We start from the raw sequence: 6,299 nt of genomic DNA on the forward strand, positions 1-6,299 counted from the left end.
TTACACCCTCTTCTTTGTTAATTTAAGTAATACTTTGCTCAAGCTTTCTTCCGTAAGATCCTCTGCATCAGCAAAATCTGATACCGTAAAAGCAGACTCTGTTGTTGGTTTATTTATAAGTTGACGAAGATGCCTCAACATACCATCTGCTATCACTTGAATTTTTAATTTAGAAAACTGTTCCCTACTATACAGCCAAATAAAATGTAACTTTTCATCCTTCAACATTCCGATAACATCAATTAGATGAGATGGTTTGGAATCTGGAGCATGATCTAAAAATGTAAATCCTGTCTCTTGCATAAACAAAGAGTCCCTTGAAAACACCTGATCAAATTGGCCCAAATAGTTAAAGCTTATTGAAGGCTTTTGCTGATAAAACGGAAGTAATCCTTTATTCAAGTAACGTAAAATACCATAGTCTACTCCGCGATTTGGGATTCGACGCAATTGTTCTTTGACTGCCTTTAACCCTTCAATAGGTGTCTGAGTTCCTTGAAAATTGAGATGAACGGGATAAATACTCGTGAACCAGCCCACTGTCCTTGATAAATCAATACCTTCAATCATCTCTTCTCTTCCGTGTCCTTCTAGATGAATAGAAACGGTTTGCTGATTTGTACAATCGACGATAGCTTGTCCTAATGCCGTTAATAGTACCTCATCAATCCTTGTCTTATGAGTGACTAGAACTTCGTGTAACAATGCTTGTGTTTCTTCTATTCCTAAAGTCCTCGTCACTTGATCAATCGATTCTTCTGTCGTTTCTTGTATTGGATAGTCCATTGGAATTTTCATCGTTTCTTTTTCTACTTGTTCATTCCAATAATCCTTTACTTCTTTTGAAATACCCGAATCACTGTATGTCTGAAGTCGTTCAGACCATTCTTTAAAAGATGTACTTTTCGCAGGTAAGCGAATTTCTTGACCTTGTTTCATCTGGTTATATACCACCTGTAAATCTTCCAATAGAATCCTCCATGACACTCCATCTACTACTAAATGATGTATCACCCAGAATATTCGATCATTTTCAGTCAAGTTATCTTCAAAGTACACTACTTTCATTAACGGACCAGTAATTAAATTGAAACTAGCTTGATGAATATTCATCTCTTCTTGTATTATTTTATTCCACTCTTTTTCATTAACTTGATTCCGTTTTACAACATGGAGTACTGACAGCTCATCAGTCCCTTCATTTCTCTGCCTCCACGTTCCGTTTGGTAACTGTTCGTACCGGAAACGTAAAGCATCATGATGTTTCAGTAAATTTAATATCGCTCCCTCTAGTAATTTCACATCCAATCTTTCTTTTACTCTTAAAAGCATTGATTGATTCCAATGCTCTGTATGTGGATGTTCTTGCTCGAAGAACCAGCACTGAATTGGAGTAAGAGGCACATCACCTATCACAATTCCCTGCTCCGCTTGTACTCCCTGCGTTTCTATAGCCACTTGTGCCAGCTCAGCGATAGTTGGGCATTCAAACATTTGCTTTGGAGTAAGTTTTAACCCCACTTGACTTGCTTGAGATATAATTTGAATACTGAGAATTGAGTCGCCACCAATTTCAAAGAAATTATCATAGATTCCCACCTTTTTAACACCTAATACTCTCTTCCAAATGGTAGTTAGTATCTGTTCGTTACTATTCCGAGGGCCAACACATTCACTATTAATCTGCTTTTCCTCCGACATAGGTAAGGCCTCACGATCAACTTTACCGTTAGCTGTAAGTGGAATAGCTTCCATCGCCACAAATCCCGAAGGAACCATATAACTTGGTAGTTTCGCTTTAAGATACTCTCTCCACGCATCTACATTTCCATCTCCTACAACATATGCTACTAATCGTTTATCGCCCGGCTGATCTTCTCTTACAATTACAACTGCCTCTTTTACATATGCATATGTATGTAAAGTAGACTCAATTTCCCCAATCTCAATTCGGAAACCACGTATTTTAACCTGATGATCAATTCTTCCACGATAATCTAGATTCCCATCTGGCAAATACCTCGCTAAGTCTCCTGTCCGGTATAATCTTGCTTTCAGATCACTACTAAATGGATGAGATATAAAACGCTCTGCTGTTAATTCAGGTCTATTTAAATACCCACGTGCCAATCCTGCTCCACCAATATAAAGTTCACCATCAACACCTATAGGAACAGGTTGTTGATAAGCGTCTAGTATATACACTTCTAAATCGGGAATCCGCTTTCCAATATTACTTCTTGAAGCATGCTGCACATCATCTAAAGTAATTGGATAATATGTAACATGAACTGTAGTTTCTGTAATTCCATACATATTAATTAACTGTGGTTTTTTCTCCCCATACCTTTTAAACCACGGTAACAAGCTAATAGGTTCTAACGCTTCTCCGCCAAATATTACGTAACGCAGCTGCAAATTTTTATTCTTATCTTCCTGTTCACACACTCGTATTAATTGTCTAAATGCGGAAGGTGTCTGATTTAGAACTGTGACTTCTTCCTCCACCAATAATTGATAAAAATCCTTAGGTGATCGACTAATCCAGTACGGAACAACAACTAATTTTCCACCATATAATAATGCTCCCCAAATTTCCCATACTGAGAAATCAAATGCATACGAATGAAAAAGCGTCCAAGTATCTTTTTCATTAAACTGATACCAACAATCCGTTGATTTAAATAACCGAATGACATTGTGATGCTCTATCATAACGCCCTTTGGATTTCCCGTTGAACCCGAAGTATAGATTACATATGCCAGATTTTTGGGACCAACATTAGAAACCGGCAAAGTCTTACTTTCTTTCCCAATCTCATCTTGATCACAATCCAGGCAAATCGACTCAACATTTTCTGGTAACCATTTCAATTCTTTTAAACTTTCTTGCGTTACGAATAACTGAATGCTAGCATCTTCTAAAATATATTGAAGTCGCTGCTCTGGATATGTTGGATCCAGTGGAACATAAGCCCCACCAGCCTTCAAAACCCCTAAAATACCTACAATCATTTCGAGGGAACGTTCAAAGCATATTCCAACTAAAGTATCAGGTCCTACTCCCTTTTTCTGCAAATAATGAGCTAACTGGTTTGCACGTTCATTAAGCTCCTTATAAGTAATTTTTTCTTTTTCATACGTAACTGCAATAGTATTTGGATAAATCATCGCTTGCCGTTCGAACATTTCATGAATAGTTACTTGAGGTGGGACATCCAGTTTAGGATTGTTGAACTCAACTAAACTTATTCTTTTATCTTCCTCAGAAATGATTTCTATTTCAGCCACCTTCTGCTTTGGGTTTTCAAAAGTATTTTCCAGTATCACTAACATAACGTTAAAGAATCGTTCTATCTCTTCCTTAGAAAATAGCTCCTCACGATAATCAATATGTACATGTATAGAGTCTATATCAATTAGATTTTCAATATGCACTGCAAAATCTTGTACCTCTTCACGGTTTGGAATCCATAGTGAGTCACCACTTTCATCACGATCCCTATAATCAATCGTAGTTCCGAAAAGTCTCACATTACTGTTATTCTCTTTATTAATCTGCTTTAATAACAAATCAAATGGATATTTCTGGTGTCTTAATGATTTACTTTGTTTTCTGGACACCCTACTAATAAATGAAAGTACTTCTTCTTCTGGATCAATATCCATTCTTAAAGGAACTGTACTCACCATCATTCCAATCAATTTTCGTTCCATTTTAGTCATACGGTTGCCGTAAGCCATTCCTAAACCAATATCAAGCGATGAGGTCCACCGATACATGGACAACGAGAAAGCAGCAACAAAAAGGGTGTATAAACTAATTTTGTAATCTTCAGAAAACCTCTCTATCTTTCTCTTCAAATGCTCCGTTAATATAAACGTCTCGCGTGATGCTTTGGTACTAACTTGGTACGTATTATAAGGCTTCAATCCAGTCACAGATGGCAGTGTTTTAAATTCCTCTAACCAAAATTTTTGATCTTTTTGAAAGCGACTACTATTCAAGTATGTTTGTTCATTAGTCAGAAATTGAACATATGAATTTTTAATTTCGCCTTCCTCATTCTCGTTATGCATGTCATAATAATATTTTGCAATCTGCTCAGTAAATATTTGAATTGATAAACCATCCATAATAATATGATGAACATTTCCAAAGACTGCACATTCATTATCGTTTAATTTTATTAAAGCGAAATAGTATAAATTCGAATTAAATAATGTAAACATTTCTTTTGTTTTCTGCTCAATCCATTCCTCAAGCAAATTTGTATTCTCCACATTACTGAAATCAAAAAACTCAAATTCTTGTTCTTCATGTTTAATAAAATATTGTTTCGGTTCCTGATGCCCATTTTCTTTTAACCTAATGCACAGACCGTCATTTTCACTGATAACGCGATTCACAACTTGGTTTAATTTTGAATAATTCATTTTCCGATGAAGTTTAAATAAAAATCTTAAATTACATATTCCTTTATCAGAATGAATAACTTCTGTATACCATATTCTTCGCTGCGGATGGCTTAATGGATAACATTCCTCATTGGTCATAAAAATCTTCCCTTCAAAAATTATTTGCTCTTATAGGTTCGTGTTTATGTTTACCCCATAAATATTTCTGCAGTGAAACTCCAATTACTCCAATAATAACAAGCCCAATCCCTCCATAAACATAGAGTTGAGTTACTCCAAACAAATGCACTAATGGGCCACTCATAGCAGGAGAAATAATTAAAACTGCGTTTGTTAAACTGCTTTGAATACCAAATACTCTTCCTACTTGATCTTGATCGGATTCTATTTGTAATATGACTTGATTAGATACAAGCATCAGCCCACTTCCAATACCAGCGATAAAACTAATTAAATAGGCTAAAACGAAGACCGTACCGGGCGTTATCAAACCAATCCCCCCAAAACCAATTCCCATTAAAACCATACCTCCACATACTACCCAGCCATATTGAAACTGTTTTAATTTCTGAGTTAGTAATGCACCAAGTATTCCGCCAAGACCAATAATAGAAATGATATATCCCATTTTACTTTTATCATGTGGGAATAAGCTCTTAAATAAAGTTGGGAATTGTGAGTCTACTAATTGTAATACTGCCATGGCTATTGTAACGAAAATCATGGTTGATAATATTATCCGATTAGATAACACATAACCCCACCCTTGTACCCAAGCGGTCCAAGTACTTTGTTTTTGCTGTTCAACAAATTCTTTCGATATAGTTTCTTTAAATTTTATTGTGGGTATGAGAACTAAGGTAGCTAATAAACAACTTATAGCTCTTATAATGAGGCAGAACTCTGGTTGAAACCAGCTCAACAACATGCCCCCTATAAGTGGGCCTACTATCTTGGTACCCTGCTCTACTATTCCGTTGATACTTACTGCTTTAGTAAGCAAGTCCGGGGATACAATCTGTCTTGTTAGTGTTTGCTGTGCAGGATAATAGAAAACAATAAAAATGGAACGAATCATTAATGCCACTAAGAGCCAGTGGATATCTTGTACAAATAAAAGAGCAATTGTTATTAGACCAACCATTAGATTACAGAACATCATAATTGGAATTTTTCTAAAACGATCTGCAATAACACCTGCCCATGAGCCAAAAATAATTCCAGGAAGTGCATATGCAACAGGAATCAATCCAATCATAGTAGGATCTACTTCCCATTCAAACCCAACTATAGTCATAATCGCTAACATATCAATAAAAACACCAAGCATAAGCAATGAATAGGCAGAGAAAACTTGTAAATAAACCCTATTTCCTAATAGGCCTTTTGAATCAGTAGTTTTCATAAAAGCAAGCTCCTTAGGTTACTAATATAAACGCTTTTGCGTATAAGGTACCTCTTTATTAAACCTAATTAATCATTATTGACATCTCACCTAGAATTTAACTTCGTCAAAACTCAAACCGGTCTTATTTTTCATATATTTAAAATAGTCAGACAAACGAAAGCGTACCTATTTCTTCATTTTTATATCAACTGTTACAAAATATATCTTTACCTTACACTAATAACAGCTAAACGTTGCCTTAATATAACCCTTTACAGTCGTTTACACATTCAATTCACATCCTTTTTAAAGTTGGCTTTTTTCTATCTCAAATACTATCACACAAATATTTCACCTACTATATTCATAAAGTTGAAATATTTGAATCAGAAAATTCGGATAAAAAACCAAATCCACAAATCATAACAAACTATTATTTATTTATATTTTCATTTTATAGATGGCTTTAGCCATAAGGATATCAAGAATTAAG

Annotated in this window: 2 protein-coding genes; both read right to left on the reverse strand. The window is 35.3% G+C overall.

Features of this window, described 5'->3' with window-relative positions:
• Positions 1 to 4,557 (reverse strand): non-ribosomal peptide synthetase, encoded by a 4,557-nt coding sequence (locus tag DN404_RS28900; RefSeq protein WP_149215782.1) that lies wholly within the window; start codon positions 4,555 to 4,557, stop codon positions 1 to 3.
• A 13-nt stretch (positions 4,558 to 4,570) separates the two neighbouring features.
• On the reverse strand, positions 4,571 to 5,824 hold the full coding sequence (locus DN404_RS28905) for an MFS transporter (protein ID WP_098564082.1): 1,254 nt from the start codon (positions 5,822 to 5,824) through the stop codon (positions 4,571 to 4,573).
• Between the last annotated feature and the right edge of the window lie 475 nt (positions 5,825 to 6,299).

Origin of the sequence: Bacillus sp. TE8-1 (genome assembly GCF_008368855.1) — a bacterium.
Lineage (GTDB): Bacteria > Bacillota > Bacilli > Bacillales > Bacillaceae_G > Bacillus_A > Bacillus_A cereus.